Consider the following 18936-nt stretch of genomic DNA (forward strand, 5'->3'; position numbering starts at 1 on the left):
CCGCGACTGCCTCCTCAGCGGCGCCCGTCTCGCGGGCCCCGGATGTCCCGGCTCATGCCCGGACGCCGCTGTCTGCTCGAAAGGATTCACCATGAAGCCCTCCCTGCGATTGCTCCAGACCCTCCTGCGCGGACAGGCGCGTGGACGCATCACCCCGCTGGAGGAAGGCGTCACGCGCTGGCGCGTCCTCCCCACGGACCTGGACCTCTTCGGCCACATGAACAACAGCCGCTACCTGGCGATGATGGACCTGGGCCGCGTGGACCTCCTCGTGCGCGCGGGGCTCCTGCCCGCCATGCTGCGCAACCGGTGGGTCGTTCCCGTCGGTGAGACGGCGCTCCAGTTCCGGGGCTCGCTCCGGCTGTTCGAACAGTACGAGCTGGGCACCCGGCTCGCCGCCTGGGACGAGCACTGGCTCTACTTCGAGCAGCAGTTCCGCCGCCCCTCGGAGCCCGACCGCCCGGTCGCGACCGGCCTCGTGCGCGCCGTCTTCCGCGACACCCACGGCACCGTGGCCCCGCACCGCATCCTCCAGCAGGCGCTGGGCCGCGAGGTCCGCTCACCCGAGCCCTCCGAGGCCCTCCGCCGTCACTTCGGCCTCGACCGCGCCCCAACGGCCAGACAGGGCGAGGACGGCCCCCGGGAGCCGCTGGCCATCGTCGGCATCGGCTGCCGTCTTCCCGGCGGCATCGAAGACACGGAGGACTTCTGGAAGGTGTTGATGGAGGGGCGCGAGTGCATCGTCGACATTCCCGAGGAGCGCTGGGACCCGAAGAAGTTCCACGATGCGTCAGGACGTGCTCCGGGACGCACCCATGTGCAGCGCGCGGGCCTGCTCCAGCAGGACCTGCGTGAGTTCGAGCCCGGCTTCTTCGGCATCACCCCACGCGAGGCCGCCGCCCTGGACCCGCAGCAGCGGTTGATGCTGGAGGTGTCCTGGGAAGCGATGGAAGACGCGGGGGTGCCCCCGAGCTCGCTGGCGGGCAGCCGCACAGGCGTCTTCGTCGGCGGCTTCATGATGGACAACCTCATCCTGCACGCCAGTCCGGACAACCGCGAGCAGCTCGATACCCACTCCGCGACGGCGAGCACGCTGACGATGCTCTCCAACCGGCTGTCGTACTTCTATGACCTGCGCGGCCCCAGCGTCTCCATGGACACGGCCTGCTCGTCCTCGCTCGTGGCGCTGCATATGGCCTGTCAGAGCCTGTGGTCGAAGGAGAGCGAGGCCGCGCTCGTCGGCGGGGTGAATGTCCTCCTGCTGCCGGAGACGCAGGTCACCATGTCCAAGGGACGCTTCCTGTCGCCTCGCGGGCGCTGCCATGCCTTCAGCGACCAGGCGGACGGGTACGTGCGCGCGGAGGGCGCGGCCATGCTCGTCATCAAGCCGCTGTCCGCCGCGCTTCGAGACGGCAATCGCATCCACTCCCTCATCCTCGGCACGGCCGTCAATCAGGACGGACGCACGCCGGGCATCACCGTGCCCAATGCGGAGGCGCAGGTGGCGGTGATGCGGGAGGCCTATGCGAAGGCGGGTGTGGACCCGCTGCGCGTGGCGTACGTCGAGGCCCACGGCACGGGCACCCCCGTGGGAGACCCCATCGAGGCCCGCGCCATCGGAACGGTGACGGGCGTCGGCCGGGGCGAGCGGGAGCGGTGCCGGATGGGCTCCGTCAAGACGAACCTGGGCCACCTCGAAGCAGCGGCGGGGGTGACAGGTGTCATCAAGGCGGCGCTCGTCCTCAAGCACGGCACCGTCCCGCCCCACCTCCACCTGGAGAAGGTCAATCCACAGATTCCGCTCGACGCCCTGGGCCTGCACATTCCCACCCGGCCGGAGCCGCTGCCCCGAGGCGCGGGCCCGCTCCTCGCGGGTGTGAACTCCTTCGGCTACGGCGGCACCAATGCCCACGTGGTCCTCGCGGAGCCACCGCGCCCTCCGTCCATCGAGACGCATCCGCGCATCGAAGGGCGGCCCCATCTGCTCCCCCTGGGCGCGAAGTCCCCCGAGGCGCTGGCGGCACTCGCGGGACGCTACGCGGACTGGCTGGACGCGGGCCGGAGCAGCCCCGATGCGCTCTGCCGCGACGCGGCCGTCCACCGCTCCCATCCACGCCACCGGCTGTCGGTGCGCGGCACGAGCCGGGAGGCGCTGGCGACGTCGCTGCGGGCCTTCGCGACCGGTCAGCGGGACGTGGCCGGCCTGGACTTCGTGGCGGAGCCTCCCGAGGCTCGCAAGCTCCTCTTCGTCTACACGGGAATGGGGCCGCAGTGGTGGGCCATGGGCCGGCAGTTGCTGGCCACGGAGCCCGTCTTCCGCGACGCCGTCGAGGAGTGTGACGCCCTCTTCCGCGAGCTCACCGGAGGGTCCATTGCCGAGGAGCTGAAGCGGGACGCGACGTCGTCGCGCATCACCCGGACGGAAATCGCCCAGCCCGCCAACGCCGTGTTGCAGGTGGCGCTCACGCGGCTGTGGGCGTCATGGGGCATCGTGCCCGACGCCGTGGTGGGGCACAGCATCGGCGAGGTCGGCGCGGCCTGGGCTTCGGGAGCGCTCGACCTGCGCGACACGCTGCTCACGGCCTTCCACCGCAGCCGCCTCCAGCAGCGCATCGCGGGCCAGGGCGGCATGCTGGCCGTGGGCCTGGGACCGGACGAGGCGCTCGAATGGGTGGCGCGACATGGCCCGGGCATCGCCGTGGCGGCCGTCAACAGCGAGCGCTCCGTCACGCTCGCGGGGGAGCGCGCGCCGTTGGAGCGCGTGGCCACGGAGCTCGCGTCCGCCGGTCGCTTCCACCGCTTCCTCCAGGTGGAGGTGCCGTACCACAGCCCGTTGATGGACCCGCTCCGGGGGGAGTTGCTCACGTCCCTGGCGCCGCTGCGTCCACGGGCGCCACGAATCCCCATCTACTCCACCGTGTCGGGACGCCTCATGTCCGACTCCGAGCGGCATGACGCGGCGTACTGGTGGAACAACGTCCGGGGCTCGGTGCGATTCGCCGATGCGCTCCGTCAGGCCGTGGCGGATGGGCATGGAACGTTCGTCGAGGTCGGCCCGCATCCGGTGCTGGCGTCGTCCATCCGCGACGTGGTGGGCGCGGCCGGGACTCGTGGCGAGGTCCTCGCCTCGCTCGTGCGGGAGACCTCGGAGCAGGAGACGATGACCACTGCGCTCGGGAAGCTCCATGCCCTGGGCCTGACACCTTCCTGGCAGGGCTACTTCGGCACGGGGACCTACCAGGGTGCTCCGCGCACGCCCTGGCAGCGCAAGTCGTATTGGGAGGAGAGCCACCGCTCCCTGCGACGACGCCGCGCCTTCGCGGGACACCCGTTGCTGGTGGACGCGGAGCCGGGTCCGTCCCCGACGTGGACGGCGGAGCTGAGCCTCGCGGCCCTGCCGTTCCTCTCGGACCATCACGTGGCGGGAAGCCTCCTCTTCCCCGGCGCGGGACATGTCGAGCTGGCCCTGGCCGCCCGGCATGCGCTCACGGGAGACGCGCGGTGCTGCATCGAAGAGCTGGAGCTGATGTCCGCAATCGTCCTCCGAGAGGACACGAACGTCCGCGTGCGCGTCGGGTTCAACGCGGAAACAGCAGCCTTCCAGGTCCAGCAACAGGACGAGGAGCGGACCCCCGTGGTCCGGGCCCGGGGCAAGCTCTTCTCCGCCGGTCGGGTCGAGCGCACGGTGGACCTCGCCATGCTCCAGGCACGGCTGTCGGACGAGGTCGAGGTGGCGGCCCTCTATGCCTCACTGGAGCAGCGGGGACTGCGCTACGGCCCGGCCTTCCGCGCAGTGACGGCGCTGCATCGCGCCCCCGGTGAGGTACTGGCCCGGCTGGCCCTGCCCACGGCGGTGGAGGAGCAGGGCTACCACCTGCATCCCGTGCTGCTCGATGCCGCGTTCCACAGCCTCCTCGCCTCTGCGCCCGACGACGCGCGACACGACATCGTCCCCGTGGGAATCGACCGCATCCAGGTGCTGGGGCTCCCAGGCCGGACGCTCCTCGCGCACGGGCGGCTGTGCTCCTCACGCCCCGGCATGGTGCGCGGCGACCTCACCCTCGTGCGTGAGGATGGCGGCGTCGTGGCCGAAATCACGGGCTTCACGGCCCGGCTCCTCCCGCGCGCCCAGACGGACGACGCCGCCCTCCTGGAGCGCGCGGTGTATCTGCGGCAGTGGGAGCGCTTCGAGCCCTCCGAGCCCGACGCCGAGGAGGCCACGTGGGTCGTCCTCGGAGGCCCCACGCCCGAGCCCCGTCCGCGCGCCTGGCACCACGTCACCAGCACCGTGGCGTTGATGTCCCTGCTCGACGGGCTGCCCATGGAAGCCCCGGTAAGGCTCGTGGACCTGCGCCAGGCGGAGCACGCGCGGGAAAGCCAGACGCCGGTGGAGCACGGCGCGGAGGCGGCGGAGGCCCTGCTGCGGCTCGTCCAGGCCCTGCGCCCCGGTCGCGTCGGCCGCTACTTCCTCGTCACCACGCGCGCCGAAGCCGTGGCTTCACCGTCGGAGACACCCGCGCTCATGCTCGCGCCGCTGTTGGGGCTGGCCCGTACGGCGATGACCGAGCGACCCGACCTGCGCCTCACGCTCGTGGACCTCGACACGGTGCCCACGAACATGGAGACCTTGCTGACACGACTGCGTGTTTTGGGAGCGGAGCAGGAGGTCGCCGACCGCGGGGGACTGCTCCACGCCGCGCGGCTCACGCGAGGCACACTGGCCCCGCCCCAGGCTGTCGCCGAGGCACCACCGCTGGAGTCCGTTCCCGAGGGCATGGGCCATGAACTGGTGCAGGGAGAGGCCGGGAGGCTCGACACGCTGGGCTTCGTGGCGCGTGCACGACGCTCGCCAGGGCCCGGCGAGGTGGAGATTGAAGTGGAGTCCACCGCCCTGGGCTTCAAGGACGTCATGAAGGCGCTGGGGTTGCTCTCCGACCGGGTGAAGCAGAACACCTATATCGGTGACGCCATCGGCATGGAGGGCGCGGGCCGCATCAGCGCCGTGGGCCCGGGGGTGACCGGGTTCACGGTGGGAGACAGGGTCTACGGTGTCGCGCCGGGCTTCCTCGCGTCGCACGTCGTCCTGCCCGCGGGCCATGTGGTGAAGCTGCCCGCGCACCTCTCCTTCGAGCAGGGGGCCAACCTCATCGTCTTCCTGACCGTGTACCACGCACTGGTACGGGTGGCGCGCCTGCGCCGGGGCGAGCGCGTGCTCATCCATGGGGCCACGGGCGGCGTGGGACTCGCGGCCATCGAGGTGGCTCGCTGGTGCGGCGCGGAGGTCATCGCCACCGCCGGCAGCGAAGAGAAGCGTCAGTACCTGCGCGACCAGGGCCTCACGCACGTGAGCCACTCTCGCGACGTGAGCTTCGCCGAGGACGTCCAGGCCTGGACGGGGGGACGCGGCGTGGACGTGGTGCTCAGCTTCATGCCGGGCGAAATCATGACGCGGAGCTTCTCCTGCCTCGCGCCCTTCGGCCGGTTCATCGAGCTGGGCAAGATGAGCTTCGAGCAGGATGAGCTGCTTCGCCTGCGGCCCTTCAACGAGAACCTGATGTACGCGGCCGTGGACTTCGACCGGCTCCTGGAGAGCCGCCCGGAGGAGGTGCGGGAGCTGTACCAGGAGGTGCTCCAGCGCTTCGAGGAAGGCAGCTTCCGTCCCCTGCCCTCCCGCGCCTGGCCCGCGAGTCAGGTGGAGGAAGCCTTCCGCACCCTGGCGCGTGGCAAGCACATCGGGAAGGTGTGCGTCACGCTGAAGGACCCGGCACTGCGCGTCCGCCGCACCGCCCGGCGCGAGCGCCTGTCCCCCGACGCCACCTATCTGGTGACGGGCGGCCTCGGTGGCTTCGGGTTGGAAGTGGCCCGGTGGCTCGTGGAGCAAGGCGCCCGGCATCTGGCGCTGGTGAGCCGCCGTGGGGCCCAATCCGAGGAGGCACGCGAGGCGCTCGCGGCCTGGAAGACGCGCGGGGTCCAGGTCCTGGCTCTCGCGGCGGACGTCGCACGACATGATGAGTTGGAGCGCGTCTTCACCCAGGTCCACCGCACGCTGCCGCCTCTGAAGGGGGTCTTCCATTGCGCCGTCGCACTGGATGACAAGCCTCTCGCCAGGCTGGACCGGACCTCACTCGACCGGGTGCTCGCGGCCAAGGCGCAAGGGGCCTGGAACCTCCACGTGCTGACCCGGGAGATGTCGCTCGACAGCTTCGTCCTCTTCTCCTCCATCTCCTCCCTCATCGGGAACGCGGGCCAGGGCAGCTACGTCGCGGCCAACACGTTCCTGGACCAGCTCGCGGTGTACCGTCGTCGACTGGGGCTGCCGGCCACGGCCATCCAGTGGGGGGCGCTGGGAGAGGCCGGGCTCGTCGCGCGAAACGCGAGCGTGGCGCAGCACCTCGAACACCTGGGCCTGCGAGGGTTGTCCACCCGCGCGGCGCTCCAGGCACTGGGGCGCGTCCTGGACTCCGCGCCCGAGCAGGTGGCCGTCGCCGACGTGGACTGGAGCCAGCTTGGAGCGGCCCTCGCGCCCTGGACCGGCGCTCGCCGGCTCGTCGCGCTGCTGGACGCTCCGGGGCAGCCGAAGCGCGCGGCGCGGGGGGAGGACTTCGTCGAGCGGGCCTTCGGGGGACTCGATGACGAAGCCCGCCGCGCGCTCATCACCCGGACGCTGACCCGGGTGGTGGCCCGGGTCATGCGCACGCAGGAGGGGGGCCTCAACACGGCCCAACCCCTGCGTGAGCTGGGCATGGACTCCATCATGGCCCTGGAGATCGTCACGGCCATCGAGGGCGAGCTGGGAGTGAAGCTGTCCTCGATGGAGGTGGTGAGCGGCCCGTCACTCCGGGAGCTCACCACCGTGGTGTTGGCGCACGTCCAGCGCTCGCGCCCCTCGGAGCCGCTCCCCGACCAGCGAGCGGCATGACACCCCTTGGCGAGCGGCGCTTGTGCGAGGGGCGAAGCAGCCGGGGACCTACTTCGCCCGGTGCTGTACGACGGGGAAGTCAATCTCTGTCTTCGCCACCTCGTTCACGTAGTTGGTGAGCGTGTTGAGCGCCACGTGCAGGACGATTTCGATCACCTGCCCATCGCTGTAGCCCGCGGCCTTGACCGCCTGCACGTCCGCGTCGGTGACGTGGCCGCGCTCGCGGGTGACCTTGGAGGCGAAGCGCACGGCGGCGGCGGCCATCGCGTCCATCGAGCCGCCCTCACGATTCGCCGCCAGCTCCGCGTCATCCAGCTTCGCCAGGTTCTTGCCCAGGTAGGTGTGCGCGGAGAGGCAGTAGTCGCAGCCGTTGATCTCCGCGACCGCCATCGCGATGCGCTCGCGGGTGCGGGCATCGAGCTGGCCCTTTCCGAGCGCCCCATTGAGTCCAAGGTAGCCCTCGAGGGCGGCGGGGCTGTTCGCGACGACGCGGAACAGGTTGGGCGCGACGCCAAGCTGCTTCTTGACCGCCTCGAGCAGGGGCCGAGCCGCGGCGGGGGACGCTTCGATGGAGGCCGGAGTAGGGATGCGCGACATGGGGAGCTTCCTTTCGGGTAGGTGGCGGAGCCTTTCGTCCGCCGCCCCAACAACGTGTCCCTGTTCGAGCGCTGCAACAATCCTGCTCCTTGACACTTCACTATTTCATCTTTTGCAATAATGACATGGACCGTCTTGATGCCATGTCCGCCTTCGTGGCGGTCGCCGAACATCGTGGCTTTGCGCACGCCGCGCGCAGCCTGGGGCTGTCACCCTCGGCCGTCACCCGGCTCGTCGCCGCGCTGGAGGAGCGACTGTCCATCCGCCTGCTCCAGCGCACGACGCGTTCGGTGACGTTGACCGATGCGGGCGCCCGCTATCTGGAACGCGCCCGCCGCATCCTGGCGGAGGTCGAAGAGGCGGAGGACGCGGCTCAGGAAGAACGAACCGTCCCGCAGGGCCGCTTCGTGCTCACGGCACCGGACCTCTTCGGCCGGCTCCACGTCGCTCCACTCATGAGCACGTTCTTGTCACGCCATCCGGCCGTCACGGGTGAGTTGCTCCTGTCGGACCGCACGGTGAACCTGGTCGAAGAGGGCGTGGACGCGGCGGTTCGGATTGGCGTGCTCGCCGACTCGAGTCTCTTTGCCCGCAGGGTCGGGGAGACCCGACGCGTCGTCGTTGCTTCGCCGGAATACCTTGCTCAGCACAAGAAGCCCCAGGTGCCCGGTGACGTCGCATCACACGACGTCATCCAGTTCACCGCGCTCAATCCCACACCCGAGTGGCGCTTTTCTCGTGACGGTCGCTCGAGCCACGTCTCATTCACTCCCACCTTCGTGACGAACAGCGCCGAGGCGGCGCTCGGTCACGTGGAGCGCGGTCACGGACTGGCGATGCTGCTCGCGTATCAGGTCGCCGAGTCCGTACGAGCGGGACGGCTCAAGGTGGTCCTCTCGAAGTTCGAGCCGCCGCCCCTGCCCATCCACCTCGTCTATCCGACCACCCGGTTGCTCTCCGCCAAGGTCCGGGCCTTCGTCGACCTGGCCGTGGCGACGTGCAACTGGCACTTCGTCGCTCTCTGACTCATCCGAGACCCCATCCGAGCAGGGCCACGTCCTGCCCCCACGGCGCGACGAGCTGAACGCCCACCGACAGCGCACCGAGCGGACGCGGGAGGCACAGCGTCGGCGCGCCCAGCAGGCTCCACGGCGCGGTGATGCGCAGCACCGCGCGCCGTACCGGCAGCACGCCTTCGGCGACACTGACGTCTTCCTGGTCCATCCGTGGCGCCACGTCCGGCACCGCGGGGCCGAGCAGGACGTCCACCTCACCGAACAGCGCTTCCAGTCGCGAGCGGTACGCTTCCCGCCTGGCGTGCGCGGCCGCCACGTCCGCCTGGCTCAGCGCCGCCCCCACGCGCAGGTTCGCTTCCGTGGCGGCGAGGAAGCCCGGCGCTTCGCTCGCCAGGGCCCGCGCGTGGATGGCCGCCGCCTCGCTCAGCACGATGGGGGTGTACGCATCCATGACGTCGGGGAAGGACACCCGCGTGACTCGCGCCCCCAGTGCCGCCAACCTGGCCGCGTCCGCCTCCACCACGGCCCAGACCTCCGGAGTGACCCAGGCACGGATGTCCCACACGCCCACTCGCACGCCGGCCCAATCCCGTGGAGCCACGGCCTCGCCCGACAGGGCCGTGTGGACGCGGGCCACCCCACGCACGTCCCGCGCGAGCGGCCCCGTGTGGTCGCAGGTGGCACTCAGCGGCAGCACGCCCTCGGTGGGCCAGGCGGCGCTGCCTTTCGTGGGCTTGAAGCCCACCACGCCGCACCATGCGGCCGGCACGCGGATGCTGCCACCCGTGTCCGTGCCGAGCGCGAAATCCACCTCGCCCGTCGCGACACTCACGGCCGCACCGCCACTGGAGCCACCCGCCACCCGCGTGGAGTCCCGTGGGTTGCGAGTCCCGCCGAAGGCGTTGGCGCCGGTGATGCCGAGCGCCACCTCGTGCAGGTGCGTCTTGCCGACAAGCGTCGCCCCGAGCCCCAGGAGGCGGGCCACGAGTGGACTGTCACCCACTTCGGGAAGCACGGCCCGGGAGCTGCCCCGGAGCGGCCAGCCCGGCACGCCGTACAGGTCCTTCGCGCTGAACGTCAGTCCCGCGAGCGGCCCGTCCGCCGCCCCTCGAAGGGGGGCGGCCGGACGGTACGCCCAGGCCCCGTGAGCATCCATCGTCATGCCCGGAGTGTACCCCAGCGTCCGAGAGCGAGTACGGCTGGGTCACTGCGGTATGCAGCAAAGTACGCCACAGCAGGGATTGGAACCACAAATCCGGGTTCTACCACAAAGCATACAGCAGCTATCCAGCGCATTACTGCCATTGCCCATCGCATCGGCCCGTGCTGGCAGCACCGTCGCATCAAGCTTTGAGCACATTGAATCATCGGAGCCGCCTCTCAGGGAGGAGCCCTCACCGTCCTTGATAGCAGACACCGCAACCGTGGTGGCGCTCTGGCCATCCATGGAAACTGCGACTTCGCAGGCCTGGCCATCCTCCACCGAGGAGATAGATCCCTGAGTCTTGCCAGGGATTACGCCAAGCGTTGCCACCTCTCCTCCGGGCAAGGATATTGCGACTGTAGTCAATTCTGGGTTCCCCGTTCCTTCAGGGCCCATGCACGCCGCGCCTGCCGCTAGAAACCACATGCCAATACACAAAGCCTTGACTGTCTGCCTCATGGTCCTACTCCCAGGTATTCGCTTGACGCGCGCGAATACATAGCTCACACCCAAAGTATAGTCGACCAGTGCGCCGTTGGTGCGCTACCCGTAGCGCCCACTCAGAGCTTCTTCCTCCAGATGCTGCGGCCGTCCGTGAAGAAGATGCCAGCGTCGTTCACCGCCATGGAGCTGGGGTGGTGGCTCGTCAGCTGCTGGGTGGACTCGGTCCCGTTGAGCGCCCTGCTCCGGAAGCCTCGGCCCAGCCGGGTGCTGAAATAGAGCGTGCCCCTATGCGCCTGCATGTCGGTGATGTCGTCGGGGAGCGGCTCCAGGATGGTGGGGCTCGTCGCCCCGGCTCCAGGCTCGAGCGGCAGCAGGGCCAGCGTCGCGTTCCCGGGGTCCCCGAGGCCCGCGAAGATTCCCGCCGGGGTGAGGGCCACGGGGTTGCGCGAGCCGTCCGAGACGTTCAGGCGCACGTCATGGGGCCACGTGAGCACCATCTCGGGGGAGGCGGTCGGCGACGAGAGGGGCACGCGGAACAGCCCATTCCAGGTCCTGGGCGTTGTCTGCGGCTCGAAGCGCACCGCCAGCCAGTAGAGGTGGGTGGCGTTCGCCATCAGGTTGAGGGTGCTCGTGCCGGGCGCCGTGGCGAGTCGCTCGATGGGCCCGGTGCTGTCCGCCGTCGTCCGGTAGAGGGCCTGGGAGGACTGGTTCGGGGCGCGGTTCAGCCAGTACACGTGCGGGCCCACGAGGACCATGGCGCTGGAGATGGGCGCGAACAGTTCCAGGGACTCGGTGATTCGCTCCTTCGCGCCGCCTGCCTTGGGCACCCGCGAGAGCGCCCCCTGCCGCTGGGGACCCTGAGGGGTCTCCACCAGTTGACCGAGCTCGATGAAGTAGAGGTGGCTGGGCCCCACCACGAAGTCCGAGGCGTTGGTCTCCGCGAGGCGGGTGAGGCTCTCCTGGGGCTCCCGCGTGCTCGTGCGGTACAGGGCTTGCTGGATGGGCTGAGGCCCGGGCTCGGGGTTCGAGGGGTGGGTGGTCCCCAGGATATAGACCCCCTCCTCGTCTGCCTTGAGCAGGTCGGGGTTGAGCTCGAGGGGATACGAAGTCAGCTCCAGCGGGTCCGGCTCGGGCGGGGGACCCGGGGGCTGCTCCGAATCACCACAGCCCCACAGGCTCAGCGCCAACAGCGCCTGGGCACAGACACGTCGAGTCCACCGCATGGTTCAGCTCCCGGGAAACGGCCCTCGAAAGGGGCATGGGTTGTTGCAACGGCGGTACAACAGCGGCCCCCGCCCCGTGTCAAGGTCCCCGGGTCGGTCCTCGGCGAAGTGGTCCTCGGTCACCGTGCCGCCGTTGGAGGAGATAAGGGTTGCGGTGGTGGGCGGCTGTCAGATTTCGCATCCCACCTCCGTCGCAGGTGGGCCGTCCTTGGAAGAAAACAAGGACAGTACGTTCTGATGAATGGACGCCACAGCGCGGGGCCTCGGCCCGCCCGGCGTCCATCGTCCATGCCTTCGGGGGGAACCACATGGAGCGCTGCTCTGTCTCACGGACAGGTTGCCGTGGCGTCGTGATGTCCATCCTGCTCTTGCTCGTGGGCCTGGCCTGTGTGAAGCGGCCGGTGGACTACGAGCGCGAGTACGCGAAGCAGCTCGCCCCGAAGAAGCTGGAGGTTTCCTCCGCGCCCTCCTCCGGCCCTGTGCGCACGCTGCGCGTCCGGGTGTACGTCGACTCCGACTACCGGGACCAGGTGCTGCTCTGGAGGAGCAGCATCGTGAGCCAGCTCCAGCGCGCGAGCGCGGTGGTACGCGGGCCGCTCGGAGTGACGTTCGAGCTCGACTCGACGCACCCCTGGGAGCGGCGCAGCTCGGACAGCGAGCTCGACGCGACGCTGTCCGAGTTGGAGGCACTGGACCCCGGCGAGGACGTGGACCTCGTCATCGGGCTCGTGTCCCACCTCAAGGGCTTCACCGCGTCGCAGCACCACCTGGGAATGGCGCGGATGTTCGGCCGCCACTGTGTGCTGCGAGAGATGGGGAACGCGGAAGAGGTCGGCTACATCATGCGCGCGCTCACCCATCTGCCGGCGGACGAGCGCGATTCGCTCGCCCACGAGCTCAAGCTGCACAAGGAGACGTCCGTGCTGCTCCACGAGTGGGCGCACACCCTTGGCGCGATCCACGTCCAGAACTCCCACTGGATGATGTATCCGGAGTACGGGAAGAACCAGGCTGCCTTCGCCCCACAGACGATGGAGCTGCTCGCGGTCAGCCTGCGCCACCTGCCCCAGGCACGGCGTGATGCCGAGGCCCGACGGGCCTGGGCGCGCGAGCTGAAGGAGAAGCTCGCCTCCATCCAGTGGTCCGACTGGGACGGGCCCGAGAAGGACCAGGCCGTCGCGTGGCTCGACGGCATCGCGTCCGGACGCACGGCGCTGGAGCGCGGGCCCGTGCCGCTTCCGCCCGTGGACCGCCAGCGCATCGACGAGGTCCTCGCGCTCGACAAGCAGGGCCGCTTCGAGGTCGCCGCGCAGCAACTGGAGCCCGTTGCCCGCCGCCATCCGGACCACGAGGACGTGCAGGCGCTGGCGTGCTACGTGGCCACCCGGGCCGCGCCCGGCCTGCCCGCCACACGCGAGCGCTGCGAGGCCGCCGCCGCGCGCTTCCCCCGCCATCCCGGCCCGCTGATTTCCCTGGCCTCGCTCCGACTCCGCGAGGGGAAGCGGGCCGAGGCCCAGTCATACCTGGTCCAGGTCCGGCAGCGCGCCGAGGCCCGCCAGGAGACGAACCCCGACCAGTGGGCGGAGCTGGCGGTCCTCTTCAAGGAGACCGGGAGCGTTACCTGGGCCGAGCAGGTCGCGGCGAAGGCTTCTGGCGTGAAGGAGGTGGGCAAGGTGCTCACCTGGGCCACGCAGATGCGGCGCTGGATGGCGCTGCCGCCGGACCCGGAGACGAGCGGCGTGCCCGTGGAGCGCGAGGGAGACCTCATCCGCGCCGCGAAGGAGGTGGAGGCACAGCTCGACAAGGGGACGGCGACGAAGGCCGAGGCGAAGCTCCAATGGCTGACGCGCGAGTTCCCCCGCGCCGTGGTGGTGCAGGTCCTCCGGTGCGAGGTGCACCTGCGCGCCGGCCGCGTGGGGCCTGCGCGGGCGGAGTGCCGCAAGGCCGTGGCGGCGCATGACGAGGCCGTCAACGCGCACTTCATCCTCGGGTGGCTGGCGGTGAACGCGGGCTCGCGCCAGGAGGCGCGCACGCACCTGGAGCGCGTCATCGCGCTGGAGCCGCTCCACGCGGATGCATGGCGCCTGCTCGCGGAGCAGTACCGCGCCGCGGGGATGCGCGATGCGCTCATGGAACTGAAGGGGCGCTACCGCGTGCAGTTCGCGCGCGAGCTGCCTGTGGGGTGAAGCCGTGCGCCCAGGCCCTCCCTACGTGAGGGGCGTGCCCGCGCGCGTCGCGGCAGCGCACCTGGCGGGAGGAGCCCGCGGCCGTGGCCAGGTGGCGCGGCCTCCTCGGGTCCGCGTCGGTCGTGTGCCTGAGCACCTGGCTTGCGACGTTCCAGTTGTTCTCGTTCGCGCTGTGGCGGTGGTAGCGCGGCGCGACCACCGCCCGGACTCCGCTCTCCGGCGGGGGGCTCGACATCCCGAGGTTCTGACTGATTCACTCCGGAGGGTCCGTTATTCCAAAGAGGGCGGGGCAGACATGATTTCTTCCGGCCGTGGGCAGGCGTCTCAGCGGAGTGCAGCCCTGTATCGCTGGCGGTACGGTCGCGCTCTGGGGTCGGCGTGGGCCGTCGTCGCGCTCCTGGTGACTTCTGGCGCCGTGTCCTCGGGCTGTTTCGAGTCCATCGAGACCGAGCAGGAGCTCGGCGATGCCCGAGCGGAGCTGGTGCGGGTGGCCGTCACCGTTCCGATCGACCACTGCATGCTCCAGGGGATACCGGGAACGCCCTACTGGCAGACGCTGCAGTCGAACTGCGTCGGCAACGGCGCGTGCGGAAGCTCGGCGAACGCCGAGTGCCAGGCGGTGGGCGACGTCTACCTGTGTCCCTGTCAGATGCTGCCGGAGGGATGCGCGGTCTCCGAGCTGCTCCCTGGACTCGGCTCGCCCCAGTATGCCCAACGCGAAGCGGCTTCCGCGAAGCTCCTGAGCTGCTGCACGCACGACACGTATCTCGCCACAATCAGGGCGCAAGCGGCCTCCACCCCCGATGAGGAAGTCCGCGTGCGCCTGCAGCGTGGCGCGGAGGCCTGCTCGGCGGCGCTGCACCCATGCGGGACGAACTTCGTGGGTGGCATCAAGGAGCAAGAGGGGCGTTGCGTCTACCGCGTGCTGGTGGCTCCGGACACCACGAAGGCCGAGACGAACACGGCCGCGTGCGCGTACGACGCAGCCCGTGGCCTCTGGGTGCTGAAGGTGTCCATGCCGTGCAAGACGACGCAGGTGCAGCTGTCGAGCTTCAGTCCGAATACGAACGATACGCCCCCACCCACGGTGCTTGGCCCGTCCAACTGCGCCGCGACCGTCACGGTCCCCGCGAACATGCTGCCGTCGGGGCTGGCCGCGTATGCCATCTCGCCGCCCGTCGCCGAGAAGGTGGACGGAGTGAGCACGGCGCCAGAGCTGTGCGGTGACGAGATGCTCCGCGCGGAGGCCGCGGCGGACCTCGTCGCTGGCGGAGTGCCCGCCGACACGTGCACGAACGAGCCCATCGGCTACACGGACTGGAACCGCCAGCCACTGGCGCGAGCCATCACCTGCGGAGGAGTGACGCCCGGCTACTACTGGACGGATACGCCACCGGCCCCCGTCATGGACGCGGGCACCGACGGAGGCGGTACGGGTGGCCTGGACGGTGGCGCCCCGCCTCCTCCACCCATCCAAGACGCCGGCGCCCCGCCTCCTCCACTCTTCCAAGACGCCGGCGCCCCGCCTCCTCCACTCTTCCAAGACGCAGGCGCCCTCTTCCCCTGAAGCGGGGAGAGCCCGGTCGAAATGCAAAAGAATTCCCACGGGCGCTTCTCCTGGATGACCGGCGGACCGTATTTCCGCCGTCCCATTCCACCAGGAGTCTCCATGTTCCGGATTTCGTCCCTCTGCCTCTGCCTGTTCGCCTCGCTCGCCGTCGCGGACGACTCCTCTTCAAAACGGCTCACCGTGGCGCAGAAGAACGGCTGGGCGACCTACGAGAAGGACCTGAAGGCGAAGGAGGACGCAGTCAACAAGGCCTGCGGGACGGCCTTGAAGAGCAGCTACGACAAGGCGAGCTACCCCGCCTTCGACCCGCTGAAGGACCGGACCCAGAGCGCCTGCCAGGCCGCCGTGGGCACCGTGGTCGAGGTCTGCCGCACCGCCGAGGGCAAGGCGTCGGTGAAGGAGACACTCACCAAGACGGTCTGCCGCCTGTCGACGGAGGGAACCCGGGTCTCGGTGGACGCGGGCGTGCTGGTCATCCACATCGACCCGGACAAGAGCACCATCGTAGGCAAGCAGCCCGGCGGCTACAGCTGGAAGAGCGCGCTCGAGGAAGTGCTGTAGGCGCAGCAGCCGCTCGTCAGCGGTTGAAGAAGGAGGCCTGCTGGAACCTCATGCCGGCGAGTATCTGCTCCACCCGTTCGTCGGAGAGCGTCCCGATGTACTCGCCGAGCTGTGCCTTCTCGACCGAGGACACCTGCGACACCACCAGGACGCTCTGCCTCGGCAGGTTGCCCTCCCCCACTTCGAGCAGCACATTGCCGGGTTCGCCGGCCCGCTTCAGGTTCGACGTCATCGCGCAGACGACCACCGTGTGGATGCGCGAGCGATTGAAGACGTCGTCCTGAATCACCACGTACGGGTGGGGGATGGCGGGAACCGACCCCCGCTCTTCCTCTGGCACCACCCAGAAGATGTCACCTCGATGGATGGCCGCGGGGCCCCTGCCTGTTGGCGTCGCTGACTTCGTCTCCATGCGGGTGCCCACCGAATCGCGCTGACCGTCGTCATGCGTCCTACCTCAAAGCATCGCTCGGGGAACACCCTGCCCTTCCGCGCGCGCTCCCCAGTGGCGGGAGCGGTCGGCCCGGGTCTTGCGATGGAGCCTCCGTAACGGAGGAACGGATGGGCATACGCGCAGGCGCGGTAGGAGCAGGACTCGCGGTCATCTCTTTGTTCTCGGTGGGTTGCTCTGACGGAACCCCGACAGTCGACCCGCAGGGCGAGCAGCGGCCCGGTCCGCCCGACGGAAACGAAGTTCCCTCACCTACCCCTCCCGATGCCTCCTCGGACGCCGGCACACCCCCGACTGACGAAGATGGGGGCACGGCGCCCGACGCGGGTGAACCGCCAGACGCCGGGACGACACCCGATGCCGGCGAGCCGACAGACGGAGGGACGACGCCCGACGGTGGCGCGCCCGCGAACGCGGGGCCGTGGCCGGTGGACGCGGTGCTCGACTACACGCGCTCGTTCGGTGTCGGCAAACCCCAGAGCGTTGGACTCGATGAAGGGCTGAACGTCTGGCTCCTCGACGGCCGTCGCATTGGCGTGCTGCGCCCGGGGGATACGGCTCCGACGTGGACCACGGGCATCGGTCAGGCGCGCCAGGGTTTCGGCCCGGACTCGCTGGCCATCGACTCGACCGTCATCTGCGGCGGCGAGGCCGGGCGCGCGTACGTGGGGTATCACGCCAACGAGATGAAGCGCGCACCGGGCATCGAGCAGCGCACGTACATCCCCGGACCGGGCGAGGCGTACTACACGCCCGAGCGCTACGCCGAGTACCAGAAGGGAGACCTCGATGCGGTCCGCCTCCAGCCGGATGGGAGCGTCGCGCTCGAGGAGCACATCTGGCGCACCGTCAAATCGTCGAACAAGGACAAGCAGATTGGCATCCACAACACGAACGACTTCCACTACGAGGAGGACCGCTCCGTCCTCAACTGCGCTCGTGTGACGCGCGGCAGCCACCGCGGCGACCTCTACATCACGACGAACCACGGCGTGACGCGCATCCAGGGGCTCGTCTACAACAGCCACCGTCACCCGGGCTGGTATCTCTTCGAGGACGGCTCGGAGTGGGGCTCGCTGCAATGTCCTTACATGTACGGACTGGGCATCGCACCGAACGGAGACGTCCTCGTCGCGAATGAGCAGATGATCGGAGTGCTCGTGCCCAGCGGGAACCTCGAGGACTGGGACCGCGAGAACACCTGGGAGGGGCCCACGCCCTGGACCTTCAAGAGCTTCAACGAGAAGATCAACGGCCTGGCCTCCGATGACTACTGGCGAGCCTTCGAGCAGACCCCCTCGGGGCGCTACTACCTGGGGAGCGCGGAGTTCGGCGTCTGGGCGATGACGCCGAAGTCACGCTCGGCGGGAAACTGGTCGAAGCTCGAAGGGCTGCCGACGAATCGCATCCAGGCGCTCAAGGCGACGGACGATGGCGCGCTCTACATTGGCACGAATGGCTCGGGCCTCTGGCGGCTGGAGCCGGACGGCACGACGCTGAGCCAGGTGCGTCAGGTGTCCGGTCAACGCGTCCTGCAGCTCGTCTACGAGCCCACCGTGACGCCGAGCATGCTGCTCGTCCTCACCGACCAGGGGCTGAGCGTCCTCCGCGGGCCGTAGGGCGGCCGTCTCGCCCCTGCCCTCCACCATGAAGGCCGAGGCCGGAAGTCGCTGGAGACAGCGGCTCCCGGCCTCGGGTTGTTTCGGGCCGCATGAGGGCCACGCCCGCCCCGCGCCCCTTGTCCTCGAAATCGCGCGAAACATACACTCCTAGTGAAACCGTAAAAAGCGGTGTCACTCAAGGAGATGGAACATGAAGAGCCGGATGCTGGCGTTGTGTATCACCGGGCTGCTGGGGCAGGCCGGTTGTGGTGGCGCGGAGGGTGAAGCGACGGGCGCGGAGGCGCCCCTGGGCGAGGCCTCGCAAGCCATCCGCGGGAACATCGTCAGCTTCAATGGCGACGCGTCCTCGGACCTGCTGTGGAGGGACCAGTCCACGGGCAACATGGGCGCCTGGCTCATGAGCGGCCCGGTGCTGAGTGGAACGGCCACGCTGCCCGCCATCTCGCCCTCGCTGACGGTGCAGGCCGCCTCCGACTTCGGCGGCCCCACGGCGGACCCCGACCTCGTCTACCAGGCCCCGGCGACCGGGGAGAGTGTGCGCTTCCTCAACAGCACCTTCTCCGTCCTCGGGATGGCCTCCATCTCGCCCGTGCTCCCGTCGGCGAGCTGGTACATCGCCGCGTCCGGTGACTTCAACCTGGACGGGGAGACGGACCTCGTGGTGCACAACCGCGTCACGGGACAGTATTTCTACCGCTACCTGAACGGGACGACGTCCCTGGGGAACTCCCCCATCACCTCCCGCGCGCTGCCGTGGCACATCGTGGGCGCGGCGGACATGGACGGAGACGGCAGGACGGACATCCTCTGGAGGAACAAGAGCACGGGGCAGAATGAAATCGTGCGGATGAACAACACCGCCGTGCTCGGGACCGCCGTCCTGCCGATCATGTCGCTGGCCTTCTATGTCGGCGCCACCGCGGACTACACGGCGGATGGCCGCCGGGACATCGTCTGGCACAACCCCACCACCGGGCAGGTGGTGCTCTGGAGGATGGCTGGCACCAGCCTGGCGAGCGCCACCACCCTCGGCTCGATGAGCTCCGGCTGCCCGGCCTGGTTCTCACAGTCCACGCCCCCACCCGCCGTCTATAACTGCTGGTATCTCGTGGGCCCCCGGTAGCGGCCTCTTCCGCCCACCCG

General features: G+C 69.7%; 11 protein-coding genes. 7 read left to right on the forward strand and 4 right to left on the reverse strand.

The window, feature by feature from the left end; translation table 11 throughout:
* The first annotated feature begins 91 nt into the window (after positions 1 to 91).
* Entirely contained in the window at positions 92 to 6919 is a 6828-nt protein-coding gene (locus OV427_RS01950; protein WP_267854406.1) for a type I polyketide synthase, read from the forward strand.
* Between the two features lie 48 nt (positions 6920 to 6967).
* Here OV427_RS01950 and OV427_RS01955 read toward each other — a convergent pair whose 3' ends face one another.
* Entirely contained in the window at positions 6968 to 7516 is a 549-nt protein-coding gene (locus tag OV427_RS01955; protein ID WP_267854407.1) for a carboxymuconolactone decarboxylase family protein, read from the reverse strand.
* A gap of 125 nt (positions 7517 to 7641) precedes the next feature.
* Here OV427_RS01955 and OV427_RS01960 point away from each other — a divergent pair, with 125 nt between their 5' ends.
* Positions 7642 to 8541, forward strand: coding sequence for a LysR family transcriptional regulator (locus OV427_RS01960; protein ID WP_267854408.1), 900 nt, complete (start codon positions 7642 to 7644; stop codon positions 8539 to 8541).
* 1 nt (position 8542) lies between these two features.
* Here OV427_RS01960 and OV427_RS01965 read toward each other — a convergent pair whose 3' ends face one another.
* Positions 8543 to 9694 (reverse strand): amidase, encoded by a 1152-nt coding sequence (locus tag OV427_RS01965; RefSeq protein WP_267854409.1) that lies wholly within the window; start codon positions 9692 to 9694, stop codon positions 8543 to 8545.
* Between the two features lie 602 nt (positions 9695 to 10296).
* Complete coding sequence (locus tag OV427_RS01970) at positions 10297 to 11403, reverse strand: hypothetical protein (protein WP_267854410.1); 1107 nt, start codon at positions 11401 to 11403, stop codon at positions 10297 to 10299.
* A 353-nt stretch (positions 11404 to 11756) separates the two neighbouring features.
* Between OV427_RS01970 and OV427_RS01975 the strand changes: the two genes are divergently transcribed.
* From OV427_RS01975 to OV427_RS01985, 3 genes are all read left to right on the forward strand, one after another.
* Positions 11757 to 13589, forward strand: a complete 1833-nt coding sequence (locus OV427_RS01975; protein WP_267854411.1) for a tetratricopeptide repeat protein — start codon at positions 11757 to 11759, stop codon at positions 13587 to 13589.
* A 415-nt stretch (positions 13590 to 14004) separates the two neighbouring features.
* Positions 14005 to 15156: a hypothetical protein gene (locus OV427_RS01980; protein WP_267854412.1), complete on the forward strand. Its 1152-nt coding sequence runs from the start codon at positions 14005 to 14007 to the stop codon at positions 15154 to 15156.
* A 102-nt stretch (positions 15157 to 15258) separates the two neighbouring features.
* Complete coding sequence (locus OV427_RS01985; RefSeq protein ID WP_267854413.1) at positions 15259 to 15720, forward strand: hypothetical protein; 462 nt, start codon at positions 15259 to 15261, stop codon at positions 15718 to 15720.
* Between the two features lie 16 nt (positions 15721 to 15736).
* On the opposite strand, the gene OV427_RS01990 is transcribed toward OV427_RS01985, so the two are convergent.
* Positions 15737 to 16132: a type II toxin-antitoxin system PemK/MazF family toxin gene (locus OV427_RS01990; protein ID WP_267854414.1), complete on the reverse strand. Its 396-nt coding sequence runs from the start codon at positions 16130 to 16132 to the stop codon at positions 15737 to 15739.
* A gap of 467 nt (positions 16133 to 16599) precedes the next feature.
* Here OV427_RS01990 and OV427_RS01995 point away from each other — a divergent pair, with 467 nt between their 5' ends.
* Positions 16600 to 17790 carry a two-component regulator propeller domain-containing protein gene (locus tag OV427_RS01995; protein ID WP_267854415.1) on the forward strand — a complete coding sequence of 397 codons (1191 nt, stop codon included), beginning with the start codon at positions 16600 to 16602 and terminating at the stop codon, positions 17788 to 17790.
* 193 nt (positions 17791 to 17983) lie between these two features.
* A complete protein-coding gene (locus OV427_RS02000) occupies positions 17984 to 18916 on the forward strand; it encodes an FG-GAP repeat domain-containing protein (protein ID WP_267854416.1) in 933 nt (310 codons plus the stop codon).
* The last annotated feature ends 20 nt before the right edge of the window (positions 18917 to 18936 follow it).

Source organism: Pyxidicoccus sp. MSG2, assembly GCF_026626705.1.
In the GTDB taxonomy this organism is placed as follows: domain Bacteria; phylum Myxococcota; class Myxococcia; order Myxococcales; family Myxococcaceae; genus Myxococcus.